This window comes from Spiroplasma sp. Moj (assembly GCF_016082285.1).
Lineage (GTDB): Bacteria > Bacillota_I > Bacilli_A > Mycoplasmatales > Mycoplasmataceae > Spiroplasma > Spiroplasma phoeniceum.
This window is the reverse complement of sequence record NZ_MQTY02000149.1, coordinates 1-1614: the sequence shown is the minus strand read 5'-3', so window position 1 is coordinate 1614 and position 1614 is coordinate 1. Positions and strand designations below refer to the sequence as shown.

Genomic DNA, 1614 nt, shown 5'->3' with positions numbered 1-1614 from the left:
TTTCGTCGTAGGAAAATATTAAATTTTTAAATAAAAGACATAATTAATTAAAATTATAATTTGCTATTAGTATCTTTTTAAAAATATTTACAATTATTTTAATAGGTTATGCAATAAGTCTAATTAATACACCATTATGGTTTGATAATAATATTTTAAATCCTGGTGGAATTGGTGTAGCCGGTAATGCTAATTTTCAATGATTAGCATACTTAGCCTTTATTGCAATTGTTATTATTGTTGGGACAATTGTGATGTTTCGAGCAAAAGGAATTGAAAAAGCAAATGTTATTTTTATTCCAGTTTTATTTGTTATTTTATTAGTTTTAGCAATTTACGTTTTAACAATTCCAGGAGCATTAGAAGGACTAGGAACAGTTTTAATGCCAACGCAAAGAACCTTAAGTTCCTTTGGCAACTTGCAAGTATGAAGTGATGCCTTTGGATTAGGTGTGTTTACGGTTTGTGTTGGTTCAGGATTTATGATGTTATTTGCTGGTGCAGCACCAAAAACACAGGATAATACAAATAAAGCATATATTTTATCATTTGGTGTTTTAGCAATTTCACTTTTAACATTAATTATGGTTTTTGGTTCAGCAGGCATTTTAGTTCATGAACAAAATCCTGGATTAATTACGATTGATGATTATACCAAAGCAATTGATGAAGCGTTTCCAAAAAATGATGGTGCTAGTTTTATCTTTAATGTTTTTCCACAAACTTTTAATGTTATTAATAAACAAACCTTTGTTGGTTTTGGAAACTTTTTAGGCATTTTATTTTTTACAGCATTATTATTTGCTGGATTAAGTAATATTATTGCAATGATTGAAGTTGTCATAAATGGAATTTTTTCAAATTACAAAGTAAAGGAAAAACAAGTTATTATTATTTTAATGATTTTAATAGCTACCATTGGTTTAGTCTTAATGTTTAAAGATACTAACCAATTACTTTATTCGTTCCAAGCTTTAGCTGGTAGTGTTAATATGTTAGTGATGGCTTTAGTTGAAATTATTTTATTTATTCATATTTACAAAAAATTACCAATAATGATTGCCTACAATAATGCACATTCGTGAATTAAAATTGGTAAAACATATAAATTTGCGATTTCGTATTTAACACCATTGTTGTTAGCAGTTAATAGTGTTTTTATGTTTTATGTCTTTATTAGTTCAGGGTTATCAAAGCCTTGATGATTATCAATATTAGCAGTATTATTAGGAATTATTATGCCGTTAATATGTAGTATTTTATCGGTTACTGTGTTAAGAAAATATCAAATTAAACCAGTACCAGTTGGAATGTGACAAGAAGGATTGGAGAACTAAAAAATGATGGCAACTTGATTAATTATTACATTGACGATTATTATTGTGTTGTTTCTTGTTTTATTTGGCGGATTTGTCTTTTTTATGTATAAAGATTGAAACAATAATATTAAAAGGGCAGAAAACACAAAATTAGAAAAAAAATAAAAATAAAAGTTAATTATAACTTTTATTTTTATTTTAGAATAATATTCTTGGAGGAACAAAAAAAGGTTGCAAATGTGAGGTACCATATACATTTTAGACCAGTTAGTCTTTTAAAAATTTTAACACAGCT

General features: G+C 26.6%; 2 protein-coding genes. Both read left to right on the top strand.

All coding sequences use genetic code 4. The features are described 5' to 3' along the window. The first annotated feature begins 65 nt into the window (after positions 1 to 65). Entirely contained in the window at positions 66 to 1337 is a 1272-nt protein-coding gene (locus BST80_RS05195) for a sodium-dependent transporter (protein WP_415746272.1), read from the top strand. Between the two features lie 3 nt (positions 1338 to 1340). Next, a complete protein-coding gene (locus BST80_RS05190; RefSeq protein ID WP_415746271.1) occupies positions 1341 to 1484 on the top strand; it encodes a hypothetical protein in 144 nt (47 codons plus the stop codon). Positions 1485 to 1614: the final 130 nt, after the last annotated feature.